General features: G+C 62.5%; 28 protein-coding genes and 1 tRNA gene. 5 read left to right on the forward strand and 24 right to left on the reverse strand.

From position 1 onward, the window contains the following. Window positions 1-65 precede the first annotated feature (65 nt). Together ABDB87_RS15495 and ABDB87_RS15500 are read right to left on the reverse strand one after the other, a co-directional pair. On the reverse strand, window positions 66-1,001 hold the full coding sequence (locus ABDB87_RS15495) for an intradiol ring-cleavage dioxygenase (RefSeq protein ID WP_345928694.1): 936 nt from the start codon (window positions 999-1,001) through the stop codon (window positions 66-68). A 146-nt stretch (window positions 1,002-1,147) separates the two neighbouring features. Beyond that, on the reverse strand, window positions 1,148-2,332 hold the full coding sequence (locus ABDB87_RS15500; RefSeq protein ID WP_345928696.1) for a benzoate/H(+) symporter BenE family transporter: 1,185 nt from the start codon (window positions 2,330-2,332) through the stop codon (window positions 1,148-1,150). A gap of 109 nt (window positions 2,333-2,441) precedes the next feature. On the opposite strand from ABDB87_RS15500, the gene ABDB87_RS15505 reads away from it, so the two are divergent. Then, a complete protein-coding gene (locus ABDB87_RS15505; protein ID WP_345928698.1) occupies window positions 2,442-3,026 on the forward strand; it encodes a helix-turn-helix domain-containing protein in 585 nt (194 codons plus the stop codon). A gap of 7 nt (window positions 3,027-3,033) precedes the next feature. On the opposite strand, the gene ABDB87_RS15510 is transcribed toward ABDB87_RS15505, so the two are convergent. Both ABDB87_RS15510 and ABDB87_RS15515 read right to left on the reverse strand, forming a co-directional pair. Then, window positions 3,034-4,065 (reverse strand): alpha/beta hydrolase, encoded by a 1,032-nt coding sequence (locus ABDB87_RS15510; protein ID WP_345928700.1) that lies wholly within the window; start codon window positions 4,063-4,065, stop codon window positions 3,034-3,036. 158 nt (window positions 4,066-4,223) lie between these two features. Beyond that, window positions 4,224-4,718 carry a bacteriohemerythrin gene (locus ABDB87_RS15515; protein ID WP_345928702.1) on the reverse strand — a complete coding sequence of 165 codons (495 nt, stop codon included), beginning with the start codon at window positions 4,716-4,718 and terminating at the stop codon, window positions 4,224-4,226. A gap of 385 nt (window positions 4,719-5,103) precedes the next feature. On the opposite strand from ABDB87_RS15515, the gene ABDB87_RS15520 reads away from it, so the two are divergent. Then, a complete protein-coding gene (locus ABDB87_RS15520; protein ID WP_345928704.1) occupies window positions 5,104-6,006 on the forward strand; it encodes an amino acid ABC transporter substrate-binding protein in 903 nt (300 codons plus the stop codon). A gap of 184 nt (window positions 6,007-6,190) precedes the next feature. Beyond that, complete coding sequence (locus ABDB87_RS15525) at window positions 6,191-7,051, forward strand: 5'-nucleotidase, lipoprotein e(P4) family (protein WP_345928706.1); 861 nt, start codon at window positions 6,191-6,193, stop codon at window positions 7,049-7,051. Between the two features lies 1 nt (window position 7,052). Here the strand turns inward: ABDB87_RS15525 and ABDB87_RS15530 are convergent, their stop codons facing one another. The 6 genes from ABDB87_RS15530 to tsaE all read right to left on the reverse strand — a co-directional run bounded on the left by ABDB87_RS15530 (window position 7,053) and on the right by tsaE (window position 12,736). Further along, on the reverse strand, window positions 7,053-7,973 hold the full coding sequence (locus tag ABDB87_RS15530) for a hypothetical protein (RefSeq protein WP_345928708.1): 921 nt from the start codon (window positions 7,971-7,973) through the stop codon (window positions 7,053-7,055). A gap of 1 nt (window position 7,974) precedes the next feature. After that, entirely contained in the window at window positions 7,975-8,544 is a 570-nt protein-coding gene (locus ABDB87_RS15535) for a LemA family protein (RefSeq protein ID WP_345928710.1), read from the reverse strand. A 34-nt stretch (window positions 8,545-8,578) separates the two neighbouring features. Continuing rightward, window positions 8,579-9,277, reverse strand: a complete 699-nt coding sequence (locus tag ABDB87_RS15540; protein WP_345928712.1) for a fumarylacetoacetate hydrolase family protein — start codon at window positions 9,275-9,277, stop codon at window positions 8,579-8,581. A 54-nt stretch (window positions 9,278-9,331) separates the two neighbouring features. Next, window positions 9,332-10,810: a M48 family metallopeptidase gene (locus ABDB87_RS15545; protein WP_345928714.1), complete on the reverse strand. Its 1,479-nt coding sequence runs from the start codon at window positions 10,808-10,810 to the stop codon at window positions 9,332-9,334. A 178-nt stretch (window positions 10,811-10,988) separates the two neighbouring features. Continuing rightward, window positions 10,989-12,278, reverse strand: coding sequence for an N-acetylmuramoyl-L-alanine amidase (locus ABDB87_RS15550; protein WP_345928716.1), 1,290 nt, complete (start codon window positions 12,276-12,278; stop codon window positions 10,989-10,991). Next, window positions 12,248-12,736, reverse strand: a complete 489-nt coding sequence (tsaE, locus tag ABDB87_RS15555; RefSeq protein WP_345928718.1) for a tRNA (adenosine(37)-N6)-threonylcarbamoyltransferase complex ATPase subunit type 1 TsaE — start codon at window positions 12,734-12,736, stop codon at window positions 12,248-12,250. Before tsaE ends, ABDB87_RS15550 begins: the two co-directional genes overlap by 31 nt. Between tsaE and queG the strand changes: the two genes are divergently transcribed. Beyond that, entirely contained in the window at window positions 12,731-13,807 is a 1,077-nt protein-coding gene (queG, locus tag ABDB87_RS15560; RefSeq protein WP_345928885.1) for a tRNA epoxyqueuosine(34) reductase QueG, read from the forward strand. The two genes, tsaE and queG, sit on opposite strands and share 6 nt — an antisense overlap. A gap of 48 nt (window positions 13,808-13,855) precedes the next feature. On the opposite strand, the gene ABDB87_RS15565 is transcribed toward queG, so the two are convergent. The 8 genes from ABDB87_RS15565 to queA form a co-directional block, all read right to left on the reverse strand. Beyond that, window positions 13,856-14,305, reverse strand: a complete 450-nt coding sequence (locus ABDB87_RS15565; RefSeq protein ID WP_345928720.1) for a c-type cytochrome — start codon at window positions 14,303-14,305, stop codon at window positions 13,856-13,858. 81 nt (window positions 14,306-14,386) lie between these two features. Further along, window positions 14,387-14,713 carry a DUF2322 family protein gene (locus ABDB87_RS15570; protein WP_345928723.1) on the reverse strand — a complete coding sequence of 109 codons (327 nt, stop codon included), beginning with the start codon at window positions 14,711-14,713 and terminating at the stop codon, window positions 14,387-14,389. A gap of 32 nt (window positions 14,714-14,745) precedes the next feature. After that, window positions 14,746-15,420: a cytochrome b/b6 domain-containing protein gene (locus ABDB87_RS15575; protein ID WP_345928724.1), complete on the reverse strand. Its 675-nt coding sequence runs from the start codon at window positions 15,418-15,420 to the stop codon at window positions 14,746-14,748. 103 nt (window positions 15,421-15,523) lie between these two features. Further along, complete coding sequence (gene secF, locus ABDB87_RS15580) at window positions 15,524-16,462, reverse strand: protein translocase subunit SecF (protein WP_345928726.1); 939 nt, start codon at window positions 16,460-16,462, stop codon at window positions 15,524-15,526. A gap of 18 nt (window positions 16,463-16,480) precedes the next feature. Continuing rightward, on the reverse strand, window positions 16,481-18,328 hold the full coding sequence (secD, locus tag ABDB87_RS15585) for a protein translocase subunit SecD (RefSeq protein ID WP_345928728.1): 1,848 nt from the start codon (window positions 18,326-18,328) through the stop codon (window positions 16,481-16,483). 55 nt (window positions 18,329-18,383) lie between these two features. Further along, the gene (gene yajC, locus ABDB87_RS15590; protein ID WP_345928730.1) at window positions 18,384-18,707 is read right to left on the reverse strand and encodes a preprotein translocase subunit YajC; all 324 of its coding nucleotides are present in this window, start codon (window positions 18,705-18,707) and stop codon (window positions 18,384-18,386) included. A 75-nt stretch (window positions 18,708-18,782) separates the two neighbouring features. Beyond that, a complete protein-coding gene (tgt, locus tag ABDB87_RS15595) occupies window positions 18,783-19,892 on the reverse strand; it encodes a tRNA guanosine(34) transglycosylase Tgt (protein WP_345928732.1) in 1,110 nt (369 codons plus the stop codon). Beyond that, entirely contained in the window at window positions 19,892-20,926 is a 1,035-nt protein-coding gene (gene queA, locus ABDB87_RS15600) for a tRNA preQ1(34) S-adenosylmethionine ribosyltransferase-isomerase QueA (protein ID WP_345928734.1), read from the reverse strand. Before queA ends, tgt begins: the two co-directional genes overlap by 1 nt. A gap of 54 nt (window positions 20,927-20,980) precedes the next feature. On the opposite strand from queA, the gene ABDB87_RS15605 reads away from it, so the two are divergent. Then, window positions 20,981-21,065, forward strand: a tRNA-Leu gene (locus ABDB87_RS15605). A gap of 576 nt (window positions 21,066-21,641) precedes the next feature. On the opposite strand, the gene ABDB87_RS15610 is transcribed toward ABDB87_RS15605, so the two are convergent. From ABDB87_RS15610 to ABDB87_RS15635, 6 genes are read right to left on the reverse strand one after another with little or no spacing between them, the layout of a single operon-like run. Next, window positions 21,642-22,871: an MFS transporter gene (locus ABDB87_RS15610; RefSeq protein WP_345928736.1), complete on the reverse strand. Its 1,230-nt coding sequence runs from the start codon at window positions 22,869-22,871 to the stop codon at window positions 21,642-21,644. Beyond that, the gene (locus ABDB87_RS15615; protein ID WP_345928738.1) at window positions 22,871-23,899 is read right to left on the reverse strand and encodes an alcohol dehydrogenase; all 1,029 of its coding nucleotides are present in this window, start codon (window positions 23,897-23,899) and stop codon (window positions 22,871-22,873) included. The genes ABDB87_RS15610 and ABDB87_RS15615 overlap by 1 nt, the downstream gene beginning before the upstream one ends. Continuing rightward, a complete protein-coding gene (locus tag ABDB87_RS15620) occupies window positions 23,896-24,999 on the reverse strand; it encodes a flavin monoamine oxidase family protein (protein WP_345928740.1) in 1,104 nt (367 codons plus the stop codon). The genes ABDB87_RS15615 and ABDB87_RS15620 overlap by 4 nt, the downstream gene beginning before the upstream one ends. A 55-nt stretch (window positions 25,000-25,054) precedes the next feature. Then, the gene (locus tag ABDB87_RS15625; RefSeq protein WP_345928742.1) at window positions 25,055-25,396 is read right to left on the reverse strand and encodes a carboxymuconolactone decarboxylase family protein; all 342 of its coding nucleotides are present in this window, start codon (window positions 25,394-25,396) and stop codon (window positions 25,055-25,057) included. Between the two features lie 59 nt (window positions 25,397-25,455). Beyond that, complete coding sequence (locus tag ABDB87_RS15630) at window positions 25,456-25,734, reverse strand: hypothetical protein (protein WP_345928744.1); 279 nt, start codon at window positions 25,732-25,734, stop codon at window positions 25,456-25,458. Window positions 25,735-25,758: 24 nt separating this feature from the next. Then, window positions 25,759-26,532 carry an SDR family NAD(P)-dependent oxidoreductase gene (locus ABDB87_RS15635; RefSeq protein WP_345928746.1) on the reverse strand — a complete coding sequence of 258 codons (774 nt, stop codon included), beginning with the start codon at window positions 26,530-26,532 and terminating at the stop codon, window positions 25,759-25,761. Between the last annotated feature and the right edge of the window lie 14 nt (window positions 26,533-26,546).

Raw genomic sequence — 26,546 nt, forward strand, 5'->3', positions numbered from 1 at the left:
GTGTGCCGAGTATGCGCAAGGATGCCCGGCCCCGCTTGTAGAAAATTGCGGGGCAGGGCGATGCGTCAGCGGGCAATGCTGACCTGCAGGCTGGCGATGTAGCCCGCCGAGACGCTGCCGCTCACGCTAGCCAGTTGCAGTACGGCGCTGTCATTGCCGAACACGTTGTCACTGGCCAGCGTGATGGCCTTGAAATTCGCAATGCTGGCGGAGTAGCCGCTGACGCTGTTGTACACGGTACTGCAGGCGTCGGCAGGCAAGGCAAGCTGTGAGGTCTTGACGTCGTAGTTTCCGCTCGTTGCCACCGACAGCGAGGGATAGATCTCGAAGTGGATGTGCGGCCAGCGACCGCTGTAGCAGCCGGGAAAGATGCTGGTGAAGCTGACCAGCCCGCTGGCATCCGATACCTGCACGCCGCGCAGATAGTTTTCGCCGGTAATGCCGCTGGAATAGAGCGAGTAGTTCCCGTCCCGCGTGCAGTGCCACAGGTAGACGGCGTAACCCGAAAGCGGCGAGCAGGCGGCATCGGTCAGCGTCAGGCGGATGGTGAGGGGCACGCCGTCTGCCACGCCGCTGGCGCTGCCGAAGCTCGAGGTAATGTTCTGCCGGACCACGCCGCTCTGCGTGAGCACGTTGACGACGCCACTCGCATTGCTGTTTGTCCCGTCACCGGGATAGGGGCCTGCTGTCTCGTCAGGGATCGCCGTGCATTGGGCACTGCCCGACGATGTCGGGCTGCTGGACGCCGAGCCGCTTCCGGCCGACGCGCTGGATGCGGACGAAGCGCTTCGCGAGCTGCCCGAGGCACTCGTGGCCGAGCTGCTGGAGGCAGCAGACGAGCTCGATGCCGAAGCACTCGCCACGCTGTCTCCTGTGTTTGCACCGCTGCCGCCTCCGCCCCCGCAGGCCGGCAGCAGGGCCGCAATGCCCAGTGTGCCGAGGCGTTCGATCAGCGCACGGCGCTGGGGATCCGGCCGTCCGGCCGGTTGGTCTGTGCTCATGCTTCTCTCCTGGGGTCATGTTTTGTGGAGCAGCCGGATCGAGCCGGCTGGCCGGAGAAAAGCTAACACCTCGGTCTGTTAAAGCCTGCAAAACGGAGTCATGCGATTTACATATGCCCGTTTGCCGCGACAAATGGTGGCGGGCGTCAGGCGGAGCGGCGAGCGAGGGCAGTGCAGATCAGGCCGAGCAGCAAGGCCCAGAACGCGCTGCCGATGCCCCAGAGCGAGAACCCCGAGGCTGCGGCGAGAAAGGTGATCAGGGCCGCATCGCGTTCTGTTTCGTCCTGCAGGGCTCCGGCGAGGCTGTTGCCGATCGTGCCGAGCAGTGCCAGCCCGGCGATGGCGAGAATCAGGGCTTGCGGGAAGGCCGCGAACAATGCGGCAACTGTCGCCCCGAAGAGGCCCGTGAGCCCGTAGAAGACGCCCGCCCAGATCGAGGCGCGGAAACGCTGTGAAGGGTCCGGATCGGCATCCCGGCTCATGCAGATGGCGGCCGTGATGGCTGCGAGGTTGTAGGCAAACCCGCCGAAGGGCGCGAGCATGAAGCCGGTGAGTCCGGTCCAGCCGACCAGGGACGATGTGGGCGGCTCGTAGCCATTGGCCCGCAGCACGGCCAGGCCGGGAACATTCTGGGACGCCATGGTTACGATAAACAGAGGCAGCCCGACGCCGATCAGCGTGGTGGGCGAGAAAGCCGGCATCGTGAAGACGGGCAGGGCCAGCTGGAAGCTCAGGCCGGCGAGATGGACCTCACCGCGCAAGCCCGCCACCAGCAGCCCTGCCAGCAGCGTTGCCGGCACCGCATAGCGCGGCAGCAGCCGGCGGGCCAGCAGAAAGCAGGTGAGCATGCTGCCGATGATCCAGCCCTGTTCGGGCAGCCGGGCGAACACCTCCAGCCCGAAGCGCAGCAGCACCCCGCCAAGCAGCGCGGCGGCCAGACTGCGTGGCACGAGATGCATCAGGCGCTCGAATCCTCCGCTGACTCCGGCCAGCGCAATGAGCGCGGAGGCAAACATGAAGGCGCCGATGGCTTCGCTCATGGGAACCCCGGCGAGCCCGGTTGCCAAGAGGGCTGCCCCCGGCGTGGACCAGGCGGTGAGCACCGGCATGCGGTAGCGAAGCGAGAGGCCGATCGAGGTCAGCGCCATGCCCAAACCGAGCGCCCAGAGCCAGGAGGCGATTTCTGCCGGGCCGGCACCCGCTGCGCGCGCGGCCTGGAAAACGATCGCGGCGGAGCTTGTGTAGCCGACGAGCACCGCAATGAAGCCGGCCGAGAGGTGGGCGAGCGCCATTCGGGGCGGGTGCGGGGCGTGTTGTGTGTCGGGTTTCATCGGGCCATCCCGTCGGTTAAAGTTCAGTCGTGCGTTATGGCGCACATGAAAAGCATAGCGGTGTGCGTTATAGCGCACAACCGGTTTGTGCGCTGCCGGACAGGAACAGATGAACGACGAACACGACAACTCAGGCATGCCGCCGGAAGCGCCCGTGCTGGGCACCCGTTTGCGCGAGGCGCGCTCAGCCCGCGGCTGGAGCCTGGATCAGGCGGCCCGTGAAACCGGCGTCAGCAAGGCCATGCTGGGGCAGATCGAGCGGGGCGAATCCAGCCCTACGGTTGCGACGCTCTGGAAGATTGCGGGCGGCTTCCGCTGTTCGCTCACCCGTTTTCTGGTCAGTGAAGCACCCGGGCAGGACACGCTGTTTCGCAGCGTGGCGAGCGAACGCGCCCGGCCGGCGAGCGACGACATGCTGGTCGCACCGCTGTTCCCCTTTGATGCCCGTTTCGGTTTTGAATGGATGGAGCTCACCCTGCTGCCCGGTTACGAGCGCCTCTCGGATCCTCACGCTGCAGGGGTGACCGAGCATGTGCTGGTGGTGCGTGGCGAGATGGAAGTGCTGGTGGAGGGGCACTGGCACGTTTTGCGGGAGGGTGAGGCGGTGCGGTTTGCGGCAGATCGGCCGCACGGTTACCGCAACGCCGGCAGCGAGCCGGCGGTTTGCCATGACCTGATTCATTACGGCGCCTGAGCCGGTCTCAGCGCCGCGCACGTACCAGTCTGTAGCTGCGGGTATCGGCGAGATATTCACGGCGCTCGATGTCCTGTGGCGGCGTGCCTGCCAGCACGGCGAGCACATCGCGGCGCACGGCCTCGTTCTGGTAGAAGTAGTGGTGGCCGGTCGGGTCGGCCGTAAAGCTCAGCGCCGGTTCGCAATTGACGACGCTGACCTTGTCGGGCAGGGCGCGTGAGTTGCGCGGGCCGCTCGCTCCGAGTCGGTCCGGATTGTTCTTGGTGCGGTCGCTGACGATCAGCGCCTGGTCGGCTGCGTTGTGATAGACCGTCACGCGGCGGGCCATGTCGGGCAGGGTCTGGAACTTGTGATCAAGCTCGAAAGCGTCGTCATCCTCGTCCGGTGCGAAGAGCGCGATCTGGTCGAGCAGCCTGCGCAACTGGCCGCCATTGCAGGAGCGGATGCCCTGCAGTGCCCAGCGCAGCGCATAGCTGCCCATGCTGTGCGCAAAGAGGTGAACGTTTTGCCCGCAGTAGTCTTCGGGGCGTGTGCCGCGCAGATAGGCGGCGAGCTTCTGCAGGCCACGACCGAGCGCGACACCTGAGGCGCGCGCATCATCACGGTCGCTCGCGTAGGCCTTGAACGGCAGCAGGGAGCCATCCGAAGGCCAGGTAAAGAGAAAAACCGTCATCGGCCGTGTCGCGTAGAAATCCTTGACCCGGGCAGCCAGTTGCAGGGCGCCGGCAAAGCTGGTGTTGAAGCCGTGGACCAGGATCAGGCAATCCTGCTGCTGTTCGAGCATTTCGCGGCGGACCCTCTCGAAGACTTCCTGGCTGCCCAGCTTCTGGCCTGAGAGGTCGCCCACTGCTGCGCTGGCCAGTCCGACATCGAGTTTTTCGTCCGCCACTTCCAGCGTGTAGCGATCGAACTTCTTGCCGCTGACCTCGGCTACGCCGAAGCGCAGGTCAGTCAGTCCGTTGGCGCTGAATCGTTCGCCGAAGTCGGTTGGCGTGTCCGCGTTGTCGGGATCGCGATTGGTGGCGAAATAGATGCGCATCGGCTTGCTCCGGATCGAGGGCGGGCAAAATGCCGCATGCCCGCTGCCGGCAAAAGGGCCGGGCGGGCAGGGCAGTGCAGGCGTCAGGTGCCCGCGGCCAGCCTGTTACATTAAGGTGGCTGACGGGCTTTATGGCAAGCAGATCGCGCTGCGCGAGGCTAGTCGGCCTGCCAGACCCGGCTCCACCAGCTGCGGGGCGCCTTTTCTCCGGGGGCTGTGCCGGTTTGCGGCGCGCCCTTGCTCTGCTGGAAATAGGCGCCGAACTGCTTGTCATCGCCATTGATGTGGTGCATCAGCCAGCGCTTGAGGAAATGCAGCAACTCGAAGCTGATCGAGGCGACACCGCTGTCGAGTTTTTCCTGCAGGGCGCGGACCTGTTCGATCAGCGTTTCGTGCTGATGCTTGTGTGCCTGCATCTCCGGGTAGGCGGAGACCCGCATCAGGCTCTCTTCGACCATGAAGTGCGTGCGGGTGTAGTCGACGAGCTGATTCAGGATTTCACGCGAGGTGGCGGAGCCGTGGTGCTCGCGGATCGATACATGCAGTTCGTTGAGCAGGCGCACGAGCTCCTTGTGCTGTGAATCGATCTCTTCCACGCCAACCTTGTAGCTGTCGTTCCAGGTAAAGAGTTCTGCCGGTTTTGTCTCGATCATTTCGGGTCTCCTCCGTCTGTTCTTTCGCGGCAAGACCCAGACTAGGCCGCCAGTCATGCGGGGTTTTGATTTGCATCAATGCGCCAACCCGAAAGTGCGGCCGCTTTACTTGTGGAAAACCCCGATGAGCATCCGGGCGCGAGACGCTATCCCTCGCCAGGTGACTGATTGGGCTGGGGTTTTTCAGGTCGTGTGGCTCACCCGCGGGCAGCATGTGGGCTGACGAAAGTGAACTATCCGCAGCATGTTTTGCCCGTTGGTTTTAAAATCATACTAATCCTCGCTTCGTATCCCGGGCGGCCGGAAAGCGTGTCCCGCGCTGCCGGATGAGCCGGGGTGCGGCGTTTTCCATGCTCTTCCAGCCCAGGTTTTCATGATGTTCTCCATGCCCTCCCGCCTTCCGGCCCGACTGACTGCCGCGATGCTGCTCGTGCTCAGTCACGGCGCCTTTGCCCAGGAATCCGATACGCTCGCGCGCATCCGCCAGACCCAGACGATCACCATCGCCAATCGAGAGTCCGCCCGTCCGTTCTCCTATCTCGACGAGAAGGGGCAGCCGGTGGGCTACTCGGTGGAACTCTGCCAGCGTGTGGTGGAGCGCATGCGCAAGGATCTGAAGTTGCCGAACCTGAAGGTGCAGTACATCACGGTGAGTGGTCCAGAACGGATTCCGAAGATCCGCAGCGGCGAAGCCGACATGGAGTGCGGCTCGACGACCAACACCAAGGCCCGTCAGGAGCAGGTGTCCTTCTCCTACACGATCTTCGTGGCGGGCATGAAGCTGCTCACACGCAAGGATTCCGGCATCAAGGATCTGCAGGGGCTCTCAAAAGCCACGGTCGGACTGAGCAAGGGCACCACTTCCGAGAAGCTCTTCGCCCAGCTGGGCAAGGGCGAACTCTCCGGCGCTCGTCTGCAGACCTTCGGCAGCAACGCCGAGGCGCTCAAGGCGCTGGTGTCGAATCAGGTGGCGGCCTTCCCGCAGGATGACGTGCTGCTCTCCGGCATGCTGACCGCGCTGCCTGACCGGGACAAATACACGCTGACCGAAGACTACCTCTCGGTGGAGCCCTACGCGATCATGGTCCGCAAGGACGACAAGGCGCTGCGCGAATTCATCGACAAGACCCTGGCGGGTCTCTACTCGAGCGGCGAGATCCGCGGCATCTATGACAAGTGGTTCAACACGGCGCAGATGCAGGTGCCGGTCTCACGCCTGACGCAGGAGGCGTTTACCCGTCCAGGAAAGGACTCGGGCTTCGCAAAAGTGCTGGGCTATACGCTCTGATCGCCGCCCGGTTTCGCAAGCAAGGCGCCTTCGGGCGCCTTTTTTCCGGGCACGCGCACAATATGCGATGACCGATAGCTGTTTTCTTTCCGGCGGTATGGGCGCAAATCGTTTGCGCGCGGAAAATTGCGCCCAAGCCGGTGTGCCGGTTGCCTGATTCATGACTCCATAGCAAGGAAACGACGTGAAAGCCTCTTCAATTGCCGCTGCTGTTGCGCTCTCGCTGCTGGCGGGCGCAGCTTCGGCCGAACCGACTACCCGCTCGATCTCGCAGGTCAACGGCGTGTACTGGACCCAGTTCTCTCTGGAGCACCATGCTGCAGCTGCCATGGCTTACCAGGCCGCGACAGCCGCCCTGCCGGGTCTGATCCGCTCGAAGGCCTGGGCTTCTCTCGAGCGTGGCGAGGCCAGCCGCAAGCGGCCCGCGGTGGTGCTGGATGTGGACGAGACAGTGCTGGACAACTCCGCCTATGACGCCTGGGCGGTGCAGACCAACCAGAGCTTTGCGCCGAAGAGCTGGGCGGCATGGCTGGCACTCGAAGAGGCACTTGCCGTGCCGGGCGCCGTGGCCTTCACGCAGCAGGCCGCCAGGCTGGGCGCGGACGTGTTCTATGTGACCAATCGCGAATGTACGCCAGAGCCGACCGATCCCTGCCCGGCCCTGACGCACACGCAGAACAACCTCCGCAAACTCGGCTTCCCGCGTGCGAATGACCCGGCGGCATTCATGCTCAGGAAGCAGCGTCCGGAATGGAACTCGAGCGACAAGAGCGCGAGGCGCGAAACGATTGCCCGCACGCATCACATTGTCATGCTGGTGGGCGATGACATGGGCGACTTCCTGCCGGTCGACAGCGTCGCGCGTCTGCGCAAGGGTGAACCGGATGCCGCGGCCCAGGCGCTGCTGGCAAACTTCGGCAAGAATCTCTTCATGATTCCGAACCCGAGTTATGGCTCGTGGGAAAAGGCCTTGCCGGCCGATCCGGCCGCCCGCATTCCCTTGCTCAAGGGGCCTGACTCCTGGGCGGGCAAGACCGAGCCCTGATTCAGAGACTGTGTGTTCTCAGCCAGGCGCTGGCTGAGAGTGCCAGGAAGAAGCAGGCCAGGCAGAGCCAGGCCTGCTGCTGATAGCGGCGACGGACCTGCTCATGTGGCTGATCCGAGATCACGAAGGGCCGGCCGTCTTCTGGCAGGCTCAGCAGATGATAGGCGGGGAAATCGGCCGCAGCTTCGCGCTCGTTGCGGACTTCCTGCTCGGCCGCCTCGCGGACGCTGTTCCACTCCTGCATGTCGAGCTGACCATTGCCGTCGGCATCGAAGTTCCGCATGGCATGACCGCTTGCTTTCCAGTCAGCCAGCCGGTCGCGCACCTCGACCTTGAGGGCCGCGCGGTCTTCGATCGGACGACGTGAGTGGAAATGCCCGAGGGCATTGATGCGGGTGCCCGGAATCAGCAGCCATTGCGTGGTGCGCGTGTCGCCCTCGCGAACCTGGTCACGCAGACTGGTCTCGACCCTGGCACCGGCCGGGTCGATCGTGCAGCGCTCGCCTCTGCGGTCTTCGAGAACGAACGAGTCATCGCTGCACTCATCCGTTTCGACAACCCATTTGTCATTGCTGCTGCGACGCTCGACCCGGATGCGATACCACAGACAGGGCAGGTAGTTCAGCGGGGAGCGAAGCGGGTCTCCCGGCAGCGGGCGGCCGATGCCTTCGAGCGCGACATAGCCCTGCGGTGCCGTCTGGATGGAAGCCGCGCGCGGGGTGTCGGCATAAAAGCGGTAGCGTCGGTAGGCCGCGATCCAGGCCAGCAGGCTAAACCAGGCGAGGAGCAGGCCGAACTGCCAGTTGGCGGGCGGCTCGCCGCGAAGGCCGATCCAGAGAACGAAGAGCAGCCCGGATGCCAGACCGGGCAGGAGGCCCGGCAGCAGCCGAGGCAGATCCTGCGGCAGTACGTGGATCTGCAACTCAGCTCCTGAAGAGCGCCTGCATGTCGACGTCCGCCTTCTCTGTCGCAGCGAATTCCAGCATCGGTTTCAGATCGAATCCGAACAGGCGGGCAATCAGCGCGTCAGGGAACTGCTCGACCCGGACGTTGTTGAGATTCACGGCTTCGTTGTAGAGCTCGCGGCGATCGGCGATGGTGTTTTCAAGCCCGCTGATGCGATTCTGCAACTGCATGAAGTGCTCGCTGGTGCGAAGCTCCGGATAGGCCTCGGCCACCGCGAAAAGCTGCCCCAGACCGGCCCGCAAGGCACCTTCGGCGGCGCCGAGCGCGGGAATGTCCTGGCTGGCCCGGGCGCTGGCCACGCCTGCACGAGCAGAGATCACCCGCTCCAGCGTGGCTTGTTCGAACTGCTGGTACTGCTTGCAGACCTCGACCAGTTTGGGCAGTTCGTCATGGCGCTGGCGCAGCAGCACATCGATGTTGGCCCAGGCTCGGGCAACGCCGTGCTTGAGGCTGACCAGCCCGTTGTAGAGCATCACGCCGTAGATCAGAACGAATACAAGAAAACCTGCCGCGATCCAGCCTGCCATGTGCGTTGTCCTTTTCTTTTTCTGGTCGGACGCCTCAGGCTCGGGCGCCGATGGTGGTGGTGAGCGTGCCGAGGCCGTCGATGCTGCCGACCAGCACGTCACCAGGCTGGACAGGTCCGACGCCTGCCGGCGTACCGGTCATGATGATATCGCCCGGTTGCAGATCGAAGAATGCCGACAGGCGGCTGATGATTTGCGGCACGTTCCAGATCATCGCGGCAAGGTCGGAATCCTGCTTCACCTGGCCATTGACGGTGAGCCGGATGCTGCCTCGTGCGGGATGGCCCACGCGCTCGACCGGGTGGATCGCTGAGCACGGGGCGGAGTGATCGAAAGCCTTGGCGACATCCCACGGTCCGGACCTGGCCGTGAGCTGCTTCTGAAGGTCGCGGCGGGTCATGTCCAGCGCAATGGCATAGCCGTAGACATGATCGAGCGCGTGTTCTTCGGTGATGTTGCTGCCGCCCGACTTGAGCGCGACAGCCAGCTCCAGCTCATAGTGGTAGTTGGCGGTGGCCAGCGCGTAGGGAATGGTTTCGCCATCCTGAACGATCGCGTCACGCGGCTTCGTGAAGAAGATCGGAGGCTCCTTCTCGTCGTTGCCCAGTTCGCGGATGTGTTCGAGGTAATTGCGACCGACGCAATAGATGCGACGCACGGGGAACTGCGCGCTGCTGCCGGCCACCGGCAGAGCGACCACGGGGGACACGGGAACGACGAATTCGGCGGACATGGCGGGAATCCTGACAGGGCGGTAAAAGCCTGATTATGGCCCGGAAGGCGCTGATCAGGCGACGCGGTGCTGAACCGCGATCCGCGGAGCGGGCGGGTGTTCCCAGCAGGTGTTGGCGGCCACGGTCTGGCGCACGAGCGCCGGATTGCGACGCAGCGCCGTATTCATGTAGCCGTCAGACGCCTTTTCGTCACGAGACTTCAGCAGGCGTGCCGCAGCCAGCGCTGCTTCGGCGCTGCCGTTCGGGTGTTCGGCCGCGCGGCGCAACAGTGGCAGCGCCTCTTCGCTGCGTCCCAGCGTATCGAGTGCGAGCCCGAGGTGCGCCATTTCTTCCGGACCCAGTTGTTCAGAGGGTTTCTGTTCCATGCGCTTGACGGTTTCATGCGCAGAGCTGACCGCGTGATACCGCAGGCGCCAGGCCGGCGCGTTGTGGCTCAGCCAGAGTTCGTCGAAGTCAGTCTGCAGGCCGCCCAGCAGATCCCCGATCAGCGATTGCGCCGCGCTGTGATTGGCGTCGGGCGGCAACTCGCTGCCGCTGTCGAGCGAGACGATGCGCTCACGCAGGCTCGGATGGGTATCGTGTGCGTCGGCGCGGGCTTCCAGCGCCTCCATCAGCCAGAAGCGTGCTTCATCGGCCGACAGGCCGCGGCTCAGTGCCGTCCGCATCGTGGCGTGAGGCAGAAAGGGCGGTGCCGGGTGATGATCGGCCCGGGACCACAGGCCCTGCCAGAACCGCTCCTCCAGAAAGCGGCCGCGCAGGGACTGGGCGATCAGCGCATCGGCCATGGTCTGCCGGCCCACGACGCTTGCGGCGATGCGGTCGGCCTCGAGTTCATCCTGACGCAGGCGCACGCCGGTGTAGGCGTTGAGCACGGGGATATACCAGCGCAGGAAGCGCGTGAGGATGCGTTCCACAAAGCCTGCCTTGTGCTGGTTCATGCCGTTTTCGACATGGCTCCAGAGCATGCGCGAGCGATGTACCCAGGCGTCGATGCGACCATGATGGCGGGATATGTGCGCGTATTCGTGAGCCAGGATCGCGGCGAACTCCTTGCGGGAGAGCGCCTGCATGAGCGGCAGGCCAATCACTAGCGTGTTGTGGCTCCAGCCGAAAATGCCGAGACGGGGAGCCTGGAAGATCGCGGCGTTGAAGACGTCGTTGATCACCACACGGTGGATCAGCGGTGCGTCGAGCTTGGCGCGGATCTTGTCGATGACGCCGAAGAGTTGCGGTGCGTCGTCACGGGTCAGCATCCGGCCTTCCGGTTGCGGCAGCCGCAAACGGGTAGCGGCCAGGCACATGCCGCCGGAAAGCAGGCTGGTGGCAAGACGAAGGCTTGCGTCGAGATATTCACCATCGAGCAGGCTCACCACAGCCATGACCATCAGCACGAGCGTGATGAGGAGCAGTGTGATGACATAGGCATGCCCCAGTGCGGCGAGGGCGATGAGCCTGGTGCGGTAAAGTCCGGGCGAGCGGACGCTCTCTTTTTCGAGCCGGCTGACGAGTTGCTGGTACTCGGTAGAAGTCATGAAAAGCTTGCGTTGGCAATGATTATGGATTGGCCAACGCAAGCCGTGTGCCATGGTGCCGGGGGCCGTCTTTCCGGCAGGCGGCGCCTTCCGGCAGCTTCTGCGGGTGACGCGAGTGGGTATGCAGGTGACGCTAAATGTCACAAAACATCAAAAACCCCAATTCCGGCAGACGTCCTCAGGCGCGCCGGGTCCGGGCAAGAGGCGGGTTCTTGGCGAAGTAGCGCTTGATCCCGCGCAGCATCGCGTCGGCCAGGCGTTCCTGGTAGGCCTCGTCATTGAGGCGCTTTTCTTCATCGGGATTGGAGATGAAAGCGGTCTCGACCAGCATCGAGGGAATGTCAGGCGCCTTGAGCACGGCAAAGGAGGCTTCCTCGACATCGCCCTTGTGCAGCTGATTGACGCTGCCGATTTCATCCAGCACCGCCTTGGCCGCTTTCATGCTGTCGTTGAGGGTAGCGGTCTGGGAGAGGTCCAGCAGGGTCTTGGCCAGGTGGCTGTCTGATACGCCGATATTCACGCCCCCGATCAGGTCGGCCGCATTCTCCTTGTTGGCCAGCCAGCGCGCGGCGGTACTGGTCGCGCCCCGGTCGGAGAGAATGAAGACCGAGCTGCCGCGGGCCTGAGGCTTGATGAATGCATCGGCATGGATTGAAACGAAGAGATCGGCCTGTACACGGCGCGCTTTCTCGACGCGCTGCCCCAGTGGCACGAAAAAGTCCGCGTCCCGCGTCAGCATGGCACGCATGTTGGGCTCTGCGTCGATCTTGGCCTTGAGGCGCTTGGCGACGGCCAGTGTGACTGTTTTCTCGTAAGTGCCTCGCGCACCGATCGCGCCGGGGTCTTCACCGCCATGGCCGGGATCCAGCGTGATGGTGATCATCGGCGCCGAATCGTTGCGGCGTTTTTCCGGCTTCGGTGCGGGCTCGCGGTTGGCGTTTGCCACGCTGCGCGGGGGCTCGCTCGCGTCGGGCCGTGCGGTCTTCTCCATCCAGGCCAGCAGCGGATCAACCGGCTCGTTCGGGTAGAGGTCCATCACCAGACGGGGACCGTAGGAGCCCGCCGGTGGTAGCGTGAAGATCTGCGGGCTGATTTCGCTCTTGAGTTCCACGACGATGCGGACCACGCCAGGCCGGTTGCGGCCGGCCCGGATCAGTCGCACATAGGGGTCGGTTTCCGAGATTTTTTCGGGCAGGCTCTGCAGCACGCTGTCGAACTCGACGCCTTCCAGGTCAAGCACGAGGCGCTCCGGATCCTTCACGATCTGGTGCGAGTACTTGAGATTGCCTGCGCCTTCCAGCGTGATGCGGGTGTAGTCCTGCGAGGGCCACACGCGCACGGCGAGGATGCGGGAAGCGCCCTGCGCCATCCCGAGCGGCGTGACGGCGAGCGTCATCAGCGCGAATCCCGCCTTGAGCAGGCGGCGGCGCGGCGGAATCAGCGCGGAAGGGCGATCTGCTTCAGACATTCCTGCCCCCGTTTGCTGCATGCGTGGATGATGGCCAGACGTGTGCTGCCGGTGACCTGCAGGCGAATTTCGATGTCGGGCGAGGGGACGTGCGGCACGGCTTTGTCCGCCCATTCGACGAGACAGGTGCCCTCCGCGCCGAAGTATTCGTCGAGCCCTGCTTCAAGAAATTCGTCTGCATGTGTGAACCGATAAAAATCAAAGTGATACAGCGTAATTCTAGAAACTGTATAAACTTCGATCAAGGTGTAGGTCGGGCTTTTTACATTTCCCTTGAAGCCGGTGGCACGCAGCAGTCCCCGCGTCAGCGTGGTCTTGCCGGCGCCGAGGTCACCACTCAGCCAGATCGTGAGCCCGGGGCCGAGCACGGGCAGCAGCGCCGCGCCGAGCGCTTCGGTGGCAGCGGTGTCGGCAAGCTCCAGTTTCAGTGCGCAGGTATCATCGCTGGCGTGATGCATTCGACTTCTTCCCTCGATCCGGTGGGGCTGTTGCGGGAAATCCGCGACAAGGCCCGTGAGCTCGGCTTTGCCGGCCTTGGCGTCACGGGCGTGGATCTTGACAGCGCGGAGCAGGGGCTGCTCGACTGGCTCGCTGCCGGTTTCCACGGCGGCATGGATTATATGGCCCGGCACGGTCTGAAGCGTGCCCGGCCGGCAGAACTTGTGCCGGGCACGGTCAGCGTGATCACCGTTCGCATGGACTACTGGCCCGAGCCCGATCTGTCTGCCGCGCTCGCCCTGCAGGCGGATGGCGAGCGCGCGGCCATTTCGCGCTATGCACTGGGGCGTGATTATCACAAGGTGCTGCGCAAGCGCCTGCAGAAGCTGGCCGACCATGTCGCGACGCGCACAGGCGAGTTCGGGCATCGCGTGTTCGTGGATTCGGCGCCGGTGCTTGAGGTCGAGCTTGCCAGCCGGGCCGGTCTGGGCTGGCGCGGCAAGCACACCTTGCTGATTTCGCGTGAGGCTGGCTCCTTCTTCTTTCTGGGCGAGCTCTTCGTTGATCTGGCCTTGCCGCATGACGAGCCTGTCAAGCCGCATTGCGGGCGCTGCACGGCCTGTATCCCGGCCTGTCCGACCGGGGCTATCGTCGCGCCTTACCGGCTGGATGCTCGGCGATGCATTTCCTATCTCACGATCGAGCATGCCGGAAGCATTCCGGAAGATCTTCGGCCCGCGATTGGCAACCGGGTTTATGGTTGTGACGACTGCCAGCTCGCCTGCCCCTGGAATCGCTTTGCCCAGGCTGCGACGGAGCCGGATTTCGCTGTCCGGAACGGTCTGGATCAGGCCTTGCTGGTCGAGCTGTTCGCCTGGAGCGAGGCTGAGTTCAATGAACGTCTGGCAGGCAGTCCGATTCATCGCATCGGCCATGAACGCTGGTTGCGCAACCTGGCCGTCGGGCTGGGCAATGCACCGGCCACGCCGGCAGTACTGGAGGCCTTGCGGCGCAGGGCAGATGACCCTTCGGCGCTCGTGCGCGAACATGTGCTGTGGGCGCTCGCCCGTCATGCGTCCCGGGGTACGTGAAAAGGCCGGCCTCGAAGGGCCGGCCTGATGGCCTGAGAGCGCAGCGCTTTACTTCATGCGGTAGTCATCGTGGCAGCCCTTGCAGGTCTTGCCCAGATCAGCCACTGCCACTTTCAGCGTGGCCAGGTCGCCTGCTGCCGCCGGCAGGCCATGCGTGGCCGCGGTGAATTTCTCGTAGGCCGCCTTGAATTTCTCGGGTTCGCTGAAAACCTTCGGATCGGCCTTGGTGGGCGCGCCCTTGTCGGTGCCCGGGCCGAATGCGCCGGCGCTCAGCGGAAGATCTGACAGGTTGGCGAGCAGGTTGGCGTGGCGGGTTGCGACTTCCTTGTTGAAGGGAATGTCGCCCTTTGCCATGGCGCCCAGTACGCCAAAGCTGCGGGCGGTGACCGTCATGGCGGATTTGCGGTATTCGATCTGGCTTTCAGGCTTGGCCTGGGCGAAGGCGGTGCCGATACTCAGGCAGGCGCCGAGCAGTGCGGCGAGGTGCTTGATTTTCATGCTGCGATCTCTCCATCTGGTGTGTCACTTCGATTCCCGGCGCCGGGGGCGGCAACCGGGTACTCCATCAACAGGCTGGATTCAGCCTGCGTTCCCTGCAAAAACATGGCGCACGCGCAACGCTGGCCCACCCGCCGCTACGGCGATCAGGCGGTCGATGTTGGGATGTTTGCCCGGGTTGAGACGGGCGTCTTCCGTGTGTTCGGCATAGATCTCGAGTCCCTTGAGTGCCGCCTCGGCCGTGATGAGACCGTAGAACTGCGCGAGGTGGTTGTAGACGGCCACCGAGCCTGCCTGACCGGGCTTGTTTTCGATGAGTCCGGCGATGCTGTCGTTTTCGCCGAGGAGTTCGATGGCGGCAAGGTGGGAAATGCCGGGAAGCTGCTTGAGATTGTCTGCAAATGCCATGTTCTGTGGTGCCTGATGCGGAAAAACGGAAATCAGAGCCGGGTGGTGAGATACCACACCAGCGCTGAGGCGATGCCGAAGATGACGAGACCCGTCAGGGCCGAACCGCCGGCGGCGCTCTGTTCGGGCGCGCTTGCGGGGACTTCCTTGTTGCCCGTGATCATCGGCGTGACGAGATTGTCCCGCTTCACGAAGCGATAGAAAAGGATGGCCGCAAGGTGCAGGCCGATCAGGATGAAAATCAGGGTGGCGTTGGCTTCGTGGATCTGGGCTAACAAGCTGGCTGTGCTGTTACTGATGTATTTGAAAAATGGACCTTCGAAGAGCTCTTGATCGGTGATAAATAAGCCGCTGCCAGCCTGTAAACCCAACACCAGCAACATGCCGATGACGGACAGGGCACCTATCGGGTTGTGTCCGATCATGACGCCGCTTTCGGACTTCATCTTCTTCAGGTAGGCGAGTATGCCGCCGGGCCCGCGCACGAAATTCAGGAAGCGGGCATGCGTACTGCCGACGAATCCCCACACGATCCGAAAAATAAGAAGGCTTAGTACGGCATAGCCGAAGCGTGCATGCCAATCTTTTTCGGATGAAAACTCTCCAGTCGCAATTGCGCCGCAGACGCAGACGAGCAGGGCCCAGTGAAAGAGTCGCAGTGGCAGATCCCAGACCCGGATCCGGCGTGTACTCTTGATGTCGGTCATTGACAGGCTCCTGCGCAGTTGAGGTGCGCAGATCATCGCAGAATGACGGAATAAAAAAAACGGCTCCGCGCGGGGAGCCGTTTTTCCGGAAGGTAAAAGTATGTCAGACGACAGCTTCTTCCTTTTCGACCTTCTGCTTGATGAACTGTTCGCGGGAGACGCCCAGCCACATCACCAGCGGGCTGGCCACCAGCACCGAGGAGTAGATGCCGAAGCAGATGCCGATGGTCAGGGCCACTGCGAAGTAGTGCAGCGAGGGGCCGCCGAAGAACAGCATCGAGAGGACCATCATCTGCGTGCTGCCGTGAGTGATGATGGTTCGCGAGATGGTGCTGGTAATTGCGTGGTCCAGCACCTGAGGGACTTCCAGGCCGCGCATGCGGCTGTTCTTGAAGGTTTCGCGCACCCGGTCGAACACCACGACCGATTCGTTCACCGAGTAGCCCAGCACCGCCAGCACGGCGGCGAGCACCGGCAGCGAAAACTCCCACTGGAAGAAGGCGAAACAGCCGAGAATGATCACCACGTCATGCAGGTTGGCGATGATCGCCGACACCGCGAAGCGCCACTCGAAGCGGAATGCCAGATAGATCACGATGCCCAGGATCACGACCAGCAGCGCCATGGCGCCGTCGCTGGCGAGCTCCTCGCCGACCTGAGGTCCGACGAATTCGACCCGGCGCAGATCGGCTTTCGGGCCTTGCACGCTGGCGAGCGTGTCCATGACCTTGACCGATACCGCGTTCGAGTTTTCGGCCTGGCGGTTCGGCACGCGGATCATGATGTCACGCGAGCTGCCGAAAGCCTGGACCTGAGCGTCGACATAACCGGCCTTGCCCAGTGCGCTGCGCAACTGCTCGAGCTGCGGGGCTTCGCTGTAGGTGACTTCCATGACCGTGCCGCCGGTGAATTCGACCGACAGATGCAGACCACGGTGGAACAGGAAGAAAACCGCCAGCAGGAAGGTGGCCAACGAAATGACGTTGAACACCAGCGCATGGCGCATGAACGGGATGTCTTTCTTGATGCGGAACAGTTCCATGTTTCTCTTCCCGTTTCCTTACTTCGCCTGCACGCGCCAGATCTGGCCGATGGCCAGCTTCTCGAGCTTGCGGCGGTTGCCGTAGATGAAGTTGGTGATCATGCGCGAGACCAGCACCGAGCTGAACATCGAGGTCAGGATGCCCAGGCAGTGGACCACGGCGAATCCCTTGACCGGCCCTGACCCGAAGGCCAGCAGTGCAATACCGGCGATCAGCGTGGTGATGTTGGAGTCCAGAATGGTGTCGAAGGCGTGGCGGTAGCCCAGATCGATGGCCGCCTGAGGCGAGGCGCCGTTGCGAAGTTCTTCGCGGATACGCTCGTTGATCAGCACGTTCGAGTCGATTGCCATGCCGAGCGTCAGCGCGATGGCCGCGATGCCAGGCAGGGTCAGTGTGGCCTGGAACAGCGACAGCAGCGCGATCAGGAGCAGCACGTTGGCAGACAGCGCGATCGTCGAGATCAGACCGAACAGCACGTAGTAGACGCACATGAACGCCGCGATCGCCACGAAGCCCCACAGCGTGGAGTCAAAGCCCTTCTTGATGTTCTCGGCGCCCAGCGATGGGCCGATCGTGCGTTCCTCGATGATGTCCATCGGCGCCGCCAGCGAACCGGAGCGGATCAGGATCGCGAGCCGGTTCGCGTCTTCGGTGCTGAACGCGCCCGAGATCTGGAACTGGTTGCCGAATTCGCCCTGGATGGTGGCAACCGAGATGGCTTCACCCTTGCCTTTTTCAAACAGGATGATGGCCATGCGCTTCTTCAGGTTCTCGCGCGTGGTGTCCCGCATGATGCGGCCACCGGCGGTGTCGAGGCGGACCGAGACCACCGGCTGGTGGCTTTGCGAATCGAAGGAAGCCTGAGCGCCGACGAAGCGGTCGCCGGTCAGAACGACCTGCTTCTTGGTGGCAACCGGGTAGGGTTGGCCATCGCGGATTTCGTTGAAAACGTCGGCGCCCACCGGCTGCAGCGGGTTCACGTCTTCAGCGACCATGCGTACCTGCAGCGTGGCGGTACGGCCGATCAGGTCCTTGGCCTTGGCTACGTCCTGCACGCCGGGCAGCTGGACCACGATGCGGTCCGCTCCCTGCTGCTGGATCACCGGCTCGGCAACGCCCAGCTCGTTGACCCGGTTGTGCAGGGTGACCATGTTCTGCTTGACGGCTTCGGTCTGGATCGTGCGACGCCCTTGCTCGGTCAGTGCTCCGACCAGAACGAAATCTTCGCCATCCTGACGCTCGGTGAGACCGAGTTCGCTGCCGCGTGCGTCACGGATCAGGCTGCGTGCCTTGTCACGGTCGTCTGCACTGCGCAGGCGGACGACGATGGTTTCGCCGTCGCGGGTGATGCCGCCATGGCGGAGATTCTTTTCACGCAGCAGGCTGCGCAGGTCGCCCGCAGTGGCGTCCATCTGCTTGGTGACAGCGCCCTTCATGTCAACCTGGAGCAGGAAATGCACGCCGCCCCGCAGGTCAAGACCCAGGTACATCGGCAGCGCGCCGATCGAGGTGAGCCATTGCGGGCTGGCCGAGAGCAGGTTCAGCGCCACCACATAGGAGGCGTCTTGCGGGTCGGGGTTGAGCGTGTGCTCGATGATGTCGCGCGCCTTGAGCTGGGTGTCTTCATTGCCCAGACGCACACGCAGGCCGCCCTGATCGCGGATCAGGCCGGTCGGCTGGATGCTGGCTGCAGACAGCGCTGCCAGTACGCGTTGTTCGGTGGTGGCATCGACCTTGACGGTCGAGCGTGCCGCAGAGACCTGCACGGCAGGGACTTCACCGTAGAAGTTCGGCAGCGTGTAGAGCAGACCCAGGATCAGCACGATGGCGATCAGCAGGTTCTTCCAGAGCGGATAACGGTTCATGGTGACGGACGGTATGGAATGAGACAGAACGGGGGCTTGCGCCCCCGTCGGTTCTTTACGCGCTCTTCAGTGTGCCCTTGGGCAGAACAGCGGCAATCGCCGGTTTCTGGACCGAAATCTCGACGCCGCTCGCGATTTCAACCTTGACGAAGTTCTCCCCGACGCTGGAGATCTTGCCGGCGATGCCGCCGTTGGTGATCACTTCGTCACCGGCTGCCAGCGCATCGATCAGGGCCTTGTGTTCCTTGGCCTTCTTCATCTGCGGACGGATCATCAGGAAGTAGAGCACCACGAACATCAGGAGCATGGGCAGCATGCTCATCCAGCCCCCGGTGGGATCAGCCGCGCCGGCGGTCTGTGCGAATGCGTCGGAAATCATTGTCTTCTCCGTAGATGAATTGAGATAAAGCGGACGAGTATAGCAGCCCTCCAGCTGGGGCTGTCCGGGGTGAAATCAAGCCCCGCGAGCACGATCAGACGCGAATCGCTGCTGGAAAGTTGCGTACTCGCCGGCGTCGATCGCCGCGCGGATGTCCCGCATCAGATCCTGGTAGTAATGAAGGTTGTGAATCGTCATCAGGCGCGGGCCGAGCATCTCCTGGGCGCGATCGAGGTGATGCAGGTAGGCGCGCGAGAAATGGCGACAGGTGTAGCAGCTGCAGTGCTCGTCGATCGGTCGTGTGTCCTGCTTGTGCTTGGCATTGCGGATCTTCAGGTCGCCCCAGCGGGTGAAGAGCCAGCCATTGCGTGCATTGCGCGTCGGCATCACGCAGTCGAACATGTCGACGCCCTGCGAAACGCCATAGACCAGATCTTCCGGCGTGCCGACGCCCATCAGGTAGTGCGGCTTGTCTGCAGGCAGACGCGGGCCGGTGTGGGCCAGCACGCGATAGAAGTCTTCCTTGGGCTCGCCGACCGAGAGGCCGCCGATGGCATAGCCGTCGAAACCTATCTTTTCCAGACCGGCCTGCGACTCGTCGCGCAGGCTCTCGTACATGCCGCCCTGGACGATGCCGAACAGCGCGTTGCTGTTTGCCAGGCGATCATGCTCGTCACGCGACCGGCGTGCCCAGCGGGCCGACATGCGCATCGACTTTGCCGCCTCATCCACCGTGGCCGGGTAGGGCGTGCACTCATCGAAGATCATCACGATGTCGGAGTTCAGACCGTGCTGGATCTGCATCGAGATCTCGGGCGTGAGGAAGAGTTTGTCGCCATTGATCGGCGATGAGAACTTCACGCCTTCTTCGGTGATCTTGCGCAGCGCGCCGAGCGAAAAGACCTGGAAGCCGCCTGAGTCGGTGAGAATCGGCTTGTCCCAGCCCATGAATGCATGCAGGCCGCCGAATTTGCTGAACACTTCCAGGCCGGGGCGCAGCCAGAGGTGAAAGGTGTTGCCAAGGCAGATCTGGGCGCCGATGTCGTCCAGCTCATGCGGGCTCATCGCCTTGACCGTACCGTAAGTGCCGACCGGCATGAAGACCGGCGTTTCGACAATGCCGTGAGCAAGATGGAGGCGGCCGCGGCGCGCCTGGCCGCTGGTCTTGAGGAGTTCGAATTTCATCAGGAGTTTCTTTCGAGGAACATCGCATCGCCATAGCTGAAGAAGCGATAGCGTTGTGCCACAGCATGCGCATAGGCCTTGCGGATTGTATCCATCCCGGCGAGTGCCGAGACAAGCATCAGCAGCGTGGATTTCGGCAGATGGAAGTTGGTGATGAGCGCATCCGCAGCACGGAATGCATAGCCGGGCATGATGAAGATCCCCGTTTCTGCACTGCCCGCCACAAGCGCGCCTCCCTGCGCGGCAGACTCCAGCGCACGCAGCGAGGTTGTACCGACACAGATCACGCGTCCGCCTGCTGCGCGGGTCGCTGCGATCGCATCCACCGTGTCCTGCGGGATGCTGTAGAGCTCGCGGTGCATCTGGTGGCGAGAGAGATCGTGTTCGCGCACCGGCTGGAAGGTGCCCGCGCCGACATGCAGCGTCACGAAAGCGCGCCGGATGCCCTTGGCAGCCAGTGTCTCGAACAGTGCATCGTCAAAATGCAGACCGGCCGTGGGCGCTGCCACGCTGCCCAGTTCGCGGGCGTAAACCGTCTGGTAGCGGGTCTCGTCCGACGCATCGGCCGCGTGCTCGATATAGGGCGGCAGCGGCAGGCGACCGAAACGCTCGATGTAATTCACCGCCGTATCGTCTGCCGGAAAGCGAAGCTGGAAGAACTCGTTGTTCGCGCCCGCACGCCCCACCACCTCGACATCGAATGCGTCGGCCAGCCGGATGCGCGAGCCGGGCTTCGGAGACTTGCTCGCGCGGACCATCGCCATCACTTCGTGGTCGCCGACCGGCCGCTCGACCATCACCTCCACCTGCCCGCCGGTTTCCTTCTGACCAAAGAGCCGGGCATGCAATACGCGGCTGTCATTGAAGACCAGCAGGTCTCCGGCACGCAGGAGTTCCGGCAGATCGCGGAACACGCGGTCCTGCAGCGAATCGCTGCGCGCTACAAGCAGACGGGAGGCAGAACGGTCGGGCAATGCTGCCTGGGCAATGAGCTCCGGAGGCAGGTCGTAATCAAAATCGTCTAGGGTCAGCATGAATCCAGCTTGAGTTGCGGCAAGGCTTGGGCCATAATCCGCGCCTCATCCCGTGCCGGGATGGCGGAATCGGTAGACGCAGCGGATTCAAAATCCGCCGCCGCAAGGTGTAAGGGTTCGAGTCCCTTTCCCGGCACCACTAGCTGCAGCAAGCCTTTGCAACATCTTGGGGTAGGTAAGTTCGTCCCGGATGATACCGGAAGATCCCGGGTTTCCTCGGTCAAATTTGACCAGAGTTGACCAAGCGAAGCTGCGGCTGACCCACAAGTTCCCTTGTTGAGCTCTTGCCTCCAACACTCGGCTGGTACTGTGTGGGAGTGGTCACCACCCCTGTTTATCTCCAGTGTAGATCTCACGACGCGACGGCTTACAGCGTGTGGTATTGGTCTTGTCCACGCAGCCTGGGTATCAGCTCGGTAAGTCATGAAAGTTCAGCACGCATAGCCTAGCTGCAAAGCTACCCGTCTAAAGCTCCCGCGCGTCATCCCAGATTGAGCTGCTGTGGCTTGAGTGTGCTGAGGGTGCGCTGGGTACTAATTTTGCAGAACGTTTCTGCTTAGTCACTTTGGCTGCACAGCAAGAAAGCCTGTCGCCTCCTCAAGCCTATCCCAACCTTTGCGCCCGGAATTCGGCCAAAGCGGACGATAAAACAACACTCCATGAACGACTGTTGAGCATCGACTAGCCGCCGTTCGCCCCTGCGAAGTGACTTGGCCTATACCGAGACACTTGCACGACGACCGACCTGTGATCGAGCAAGTGCCAGAATCGTCAAGAGAAGAGGGACCAGTGACAGCCAAAGCACAGTATTCCAGCCGTAGGCCGTAAGCACGCCACCTGAAAGAAAGGAGCCGAACGCCACAGTCCCGAATACGATGAAATCGTTGAACGACTGGACGCGGTTCTTTTCCTCGGGGAGATGGCATTCGAGGACAAGCGTTGACGCCCCGATAAAGCCGAAATTCCAGCCAATGCCGAGCAGAATGAGGGTCAGCCAGAAATGCGCAATGTCAGTACCCATCAACCCGACCGCGATCGACAAACCCGTCAGCAACAGCCCAGCCATCACGACGCGCTGGGCACGGAAGCGAGTGATCAATCTGCCGGTGACGAAGCTGGGGGCATACATCGCGATGACATGCCACTGAATGCCAAGGTTGGAGGCGTCCTGCGCATGACCACACATGCGCATGGCCAAAGGCGCAGACGTCATGAGGAAATTCATCAGAAGATAGGACACCACGCTGCAACTCACAGCAGTCAGGAACAGGGGCTGGCGAACGATGACGCCGATTGGACGCCCGCCAGTGGCGTTGTTCCGCTCGGGTCTGGGCAGATGCACCCCCGCCAGGGTCAGCGCGGAGATCGCGGCTACAGCCGCCTGCGCCAGAAAGGTCCCTGCGAAGGTGTAAGGCACCCAGAGATCCATTGAGTGAGTCACGAGCTGCGGCCCGATCACCCCCGCAAATATTCCTCCGGCCATGACAAAAGACAGGGCACGCGGCCGTTGATCCGGTGGAACACAGTCAGCTGCCGCAAAGCGGAATGAAATCACGACGGCAGCATAGGCTCCGCCAAAGAAGGTGGCCAAACAGAACAGCCAAAAGAGCCCCATCACAACCGCCATGGCCGAAAGCAGGCCCACCAGAACACCGCACCCTGTTCCGATCATGAAGGTGACGCGGCGACCGTAGCGCTGGGCAATAGCACCGGCAGGAAGCGAACATGCGGCCATACCGATGACGAAAATCGTGATCGGGAGCGTTGCCAGGGCCTGATTGGGGGCGAGCATGTTGCCCACGATGGAGCCAGTGGCATAGACGACGACAGCGTTTGCTCCCGAGAGAGCCTGTGCAGCAGTCAGTCTGACCACATTGCCTTTGGCGTGGGTGTAGAGGGCTTGCGGGAATTGCTCTACCGAAGAGGAGGCAGGTGTATGTGACATCAGGTGTTGGCTTTCATTGTCAGAACCATCCGGAACTTCACGTCGCCGGATTTCATCTTCTGATAGGCATCGAATGCTTGTTCGAGCGGCAGGATCTCGATCCAGGGGCGGACATCGCTCAGAACGCTGAAGCCGAGTGCTTTCTCGTTCTCGTAAGGGGTGCCAGTGATCGAACCCAGCACGCTGCGCTCGCCGACGATCAGCTGACCTGCCGACAGCGCTAGCGGCGCTTTTCCGGCGCCGAGCAAGATCAACCGACCCTGTGGCGCCAGGCCGGACAACAGTGAGGATACGGCATCAGCCTGACCAACCGTGGTGATGATCGCTTGTGCGCCGCCCAAGGACTTCAGGCGGGCTGCTGCGTCTTCAGCATGGCTATCAATATAGAGATGTGCTCCAAGCTGTCTAGCGTCTTCAGCGATATCCTCTCCACGCCCGACGGCGGCGACCCTGAAACCCATCCGGCGAGCGTATTGCAGCGCCATATGTCCGAGACCGCCGATACCCTGAATGGCGACGAGATCGCCGGCTTCTGCCCCGGATTTCTTAAGTGCGTTGAAAGTGGCAATCCCGGCGCAGAGGATGGGCGCCGCTTCCACGGCCTCCAGTTCCTCAGGAATCGACACCAGCCCCGTGCTGCGCGCCAGCATCATCTCGGCATAGCCACCATCACCGGTGGAGCCTACAAACACTTGGTTCTCGCATAATTGGAATCTGCCTTGACGACACTGGCGGCATTCGTTGCAATGACCACCAAGGCGGCCAACGCCGACACGTTGGCCTAGCCTCCAGCGCGTGGAGACGTTTTCGCCAATGGCGGCGATACGCCCCACAACCTCATGACCGGGCACACGCGGCGATTGCAAGGCTGTATCTACCCCCTCAATGTCGGCGATGTCAGCCCCACATATTCCGCAGGCCTCGACCTCGATCAGCACCTCTCCACTTTTGGGTATTGGGGTGTTTCGAGTGATGAGTTCCAGAGAGCCTGGGCGCGTGACTTGCATGGCGCGATAGGTCGGTTTCAATTCGTATGCTCCAGTAGCTTGAGAACTTCCAGCACAGCGTATTCGGCCGCTTCGACGGCGCCACTCAGATAACCCGGCTCCCGGCGTCCGGCTTCACTTCCTGCAAGCAGGATGCGGTTCTGCCATTCACCTGGAACCGGCGCAAGTCCGTCCGAAAATGGATGTCCACCTGCGCGGATGTCTTCATCGGTTGCGGTGAGCGGATCGGTTGCCCAGTCTTTGTACAAAGTTGCGCTGGGGCTGTTGGCCTGTGGTCCGAACAAACATGCGAGCTGACTGATGGACGCTTTAATGATGGCGTCCTGTCCGGCGCTGGCGCGCTGCCGGGCAGGAACTCCAACGAAGCCGAACAAGGCTGCTTTGCCGGTAGCTGTCGTCGCGTCGTGGATTTCGACGAGCGGACCGACCAGACTCTGAGCCATGCCGGAAAGCCCGGCGTCGCGCCAGAATGCGCGCTCGTAGAGTGCGAAGAATTTGGCGTGAGGCGCCATCCAGGTTGGCATATCTCGCCAGCTCCGGGCTGTTGCCGTATCGAGGGCGGGCGTGAAGACGACCGACGCCTCCAGCACGCGAGGTGGCAGGGCAAAAAGGACATGTGCGGCCTTCAGGCCGCGAGCCGTTCCTTGTGCATCGACAAAGCCGGCTTCGACAGCGGGGCCATCAAGGGTAACGTTCGTCACGCGCGTGCCAAGCTGGATGCGGGTTTCCGGAAGCTCGGAAGCCAGTGCGGAAATGATGCGGCCGACGCCTCCGATAAGACGCATCGATTCCGGCTCCTGCCGAATGCCCGGAAAGCGCCGCGGCGCTTCATCGTGCAGGCGCTGAAATACGCGATCACCCTCGCTGTGCTGCGCAAAGAAGGGCAGCCCGAGATCATCCACGAGATAACTCATGGCTGAGTGCATGCCAGGCCAGAACCATGAGGGACCAAGGTCGAAGCCATCGTCCGACATCTCACCAGACGCGTCGACAGACAGAATTCTGCCACCGAGGCGATCGAGGGCCTCCAGAAGCTGAAAGTCGATTCCGGCCTGATGAAAATGGCGGGCAGCAGTCAGGCCGGCAAGCCCCCCTCCGACGATGACGACGGAACTCTTCATGATTTTCTTTCACTTGGGGCGAAGTGAGGAGCCAGAGGCTCCTCACACGCGGCGACTACTTGGGCAGCGCGTCGATCGTGTCGAAGACGCGCGCTGTATAGGTCAGGGCAGCACCGGCATTGAGTGCAATAGCGGTACCAAGGGCTTCGGCGATTTCTTCATTCGAAGCCCCCAACTCCACGGCCTTCTTGGCATGGACTGCGATACAGCCATCGCAGCGGGTCGTTACTGCCACAGCCAGCGCGATCAGTTCATGAATCTTCGGTTCGAGTCGTCCGGTCTTGGTCGCACTGCTCTCGATCGCATGCAGCCCACGCAGTACGTCCGGACTCAGCTTGGCGAAGTCGCCGACGCGGCTGATCAGTGTCTCTCGATAGGTGTTCCAGTCTTGCATCATTGTTTACTCTCCATTTCGGGGTGTGGCCGGGCGCAAGCTTGCTGCCCGGCCAGAGGTGATCAGGCCGCCTGATAGATACGTACGTCAGGTGCAGCACCCAGCAGCGGCTGGAGCGCTACCACTACATCGGTGGTGAAGAGCGCACTCTGCAGGTAGGCGCTGGCGTTCTCAACGCTGTCGAAGCCGTGCATAACCTGAACATCTTCATCCCGCACCAGCAGTTCCTTTGTCTTCGCGCCCGTGATGCTGCTCAGGAATATGGCCTTGTACTTCTCATACACGGCGGCGGCGGCCCGGTTGACGGGAGCGATCCTGAGCGTGATCTGCAGATAGACCATGTTGCTTCTCCTTTTGTGAAATGATTAGTTGCGCCCGGCCATGACTCCGCCGTCCACGTCCCAGTTTGCCCCCGTCACCCAGCCTGCCTTGTCCGACAGCAGGAAGGTGACGACTTCGGCAACGTCCTGCGGGGTGCCAACCCGACCGATTGGATGGAAACCGTTGAAGCCCTGCAGTGCGGTATGCACTTCGTCCTTCGGGATGAAGCCCTCGTAAATCGGAGTTGCCACCACGGCCGGAGAAACGGCATTCACACGGATCTGCTTCGGCGCGAGCTCCATCGCCAGATGCTGGGTCAGCGCATGCAGGCCGGCCTTGGCCATGGAATAGGCTGAGGATGGCGTGGCCACGATCGCCTGCTTGGCCCACATCGAGCCGATGTTGACGATCGATCCCGGGCGTCCCGCTGTCACAAGATTCGCCGCAACCTTCTGGGTAATGAAAAAGAACGCCTTATTGAGCTTCATGTACTGCTCGTAATCGGCACCCTCATGCTCAAGAAAGGGCTTGGGGAAGAAGACTCCCGCCGCATTCACCAGAAGATCGATGTCCGCATGCTGCTCGTCGATTGTCTTGAGCAGGGCTGCCACACCTTCATCGGTGCCGAGATCCGCGGTCAGAACTTGAACCTGCCCCAGCGGCGCCAGCGCCTGACGTGCCGCTTCGGCCTTGTCTGCACGGTGGCCGACGATGACCGCGCTGCCGCCCTCGGTGAGGACCATGCGGGCCGTTTCCATGCCCATGCCGCTGGTACCACCGACGACCAGCAGCTTCTTGCCCTTGAATTGATTGCTCATACGAAATCTCTCTT

It is taken from the genome of Uliginosibacterium paludis, assembly GCF_039631355.1.
In the GTDB taxonomy this organism is placed as follows: Bacteria; Pseudomonadota; Gammaproteobacteria; order Burkholderiales; family Rhodocyclaceae; genus Uliginosibacterium; species Uliginosibacterium paludis.